This window comes from Burkholderia sp. Ac-20349 (genome assembly GCF_017104865.1).
Taxonomy (GTDB): Bacteria; Pseudomonadota; Gammaproteobacteria; order Burkholderiales; family Burkholderiaceae; genus Burkholderia; species Burkholderia aenigmatica.
The window spans coordinates 1-1,112 of the sequence record NZ_JAAGPM010000336.1; the positions used below are offsets into that span (position 1 = coordinate 1).

1 protein-coding gene and 1 pseudogene are annotated in these 1,112 nt (G+C 72.9%); both read right to left on the reverse strand.

Annotated elements, in window-relative coordinates:
* A pseudogene (locus G3N61_RS39075) lies at positions 1-273 on the reverse strand (N-acetyltransferase); the annotation flags it as partial.
* A partial coding sequence (locus G3N61_RS39080; protein WP_241018142.1) for a condensation domain-containing protein occupies positions 263-1,112 on the reverse strand: 850 nt, incomplete at its 5' end. The gene G3N61_RS39080 and the pseudogene G3N61_RS39075, both read right to left, overlap by 11 nt.

The following is a 1,112-nucleotide window of genomic DNA, read 5'->3' on the forward strand; positions in this document are numbered from 1 at the left end:
TATCGCCGCCTGGCGCGCGCTGTCCGAAAGCGCCGCCGCCAGCGCGGCCAGCAGCGCGCGCCGCTGGTCGGCCGGCGCCGCGCGATGGTTGTACGCGACGAGGCGCAGCGCGCCGTCGTCGCCAAGTTGGGCGCGCAGCAACTGCGCGCCGATGCCGTCGCCCTGCGCGACGCGGATCTCCGCACCGTCGCGCACGGCGAACAGACCGTCCGCGAACGCGAGGCGGTAGGTATCGAGCATCGTGAATCCGTCCGGACGTACTTCAGCCAGCATGGCGTGCCTCCTGTCCCGTTTCCGTGAGCGCATCGAGTCGCGCGCCAAGCGCCGCGAGCGTCGGCGACGCGAATACGTCGGCAACCGTCAGCGCGTGACCGGCGCGGCTGGCCGCATCGACGAAACGCACGACGTCGAACGAGCTCGCGCCGGCTTCGAACAGGTCGGCGTCGGGTTCGGGCGCGGCCGTCGCGAACGTGTCCGACCACAGCGCCGCGAGCACGGCAGCCGCATGCGGCGCACGTGACGGCGTTGCCGCGCATGAACGGCCCTGCGCCGGTGCGCGACGCGGCGCTTGTGCAACGGCACGCTCGTCGGGCACGCCGAGCGCCGCTTCCGACGCGCCGGCGAAGCGCGCGACTTCGTCGTGATAGAGATCGACGAGCGCATCGACGAAGCCGCGCTCGAGCAGTTCGTCCGCATACGAGAACGCGGCGCTCACGCGGCCGTCCGGATGCTCGACGACGTCCAGCTCCAGCGTGAACACGACGCGATGGCGCACGTCGTCGAATCCGGCCAGCGACAGGCCGGCCCAGTCGCGCGCCGCGGCACCGGCCGGGCGCAGGTAGTTGAACATCACCTGGAACAGCGGATTGGCCTGCGCGGCACGTGGCGCGCGCAGCGCCGCGACGACGTCCGCGAACGGCACGTCGGCGTGCGCGTAGGCCGCGAGCGCCGTGTCGCGCACTTGGGCGAGCAGGTCCGTCCGGCGCGCGGCCGGGTCGATCCGCGTACGCACGACGACCGAATTGATGAAGAGGCCGAGCGCATGACGGGCCGCGTCGCCGGTCAGCTCGCGCGTCGACGCGAGCACGCCGACCGGCTGGTCGGCCTCCCCC